1 pseudogene is annotated in these 213 nt (G+C 34.7%); it reads right to left on the reverse strand.

Going from position 1 to position 213, the window contains the following annotated elements:
- Positions 1 to 86: pseudogene (locus tag V6256_RS16540) on the reverse strand (fumarate reductase subunit C); the annotation flags it as partial.
- Between the last annotated feature and the right edge of the window lie 127 nt (positions 87 to 213).

The following is a 213-nucleotide window of genomic DNA, read 5'->3' on the forward strand; positions in this document are numbered from 1 at the left end:
TCTCGGATCATATAAAAGGTGTAAAATTTCCATTTTAACCACCATGTGGACTGTACTTCTCGTTGATATGGTTTACGATTACTCATCTTAGATACTCCAACACTCGTTTATGCGTAGGTGCTTTTATTAATTCAGGTTTAAACATGCCAATTAAATAATCTTTACTCCTTTCAACTTTTAATAATTGAATCGCTACAGCTGGGTCAACGCCTT

The organism is Psychromonas aquatilis (assembly GCF_038155185.1).
GTDB lineage: Bacteria > Pseudomonadota > Gammaproteobacteria > Enterobacterales > Psychromonadaceae > Psychromonas > Psychromonas aquatilis.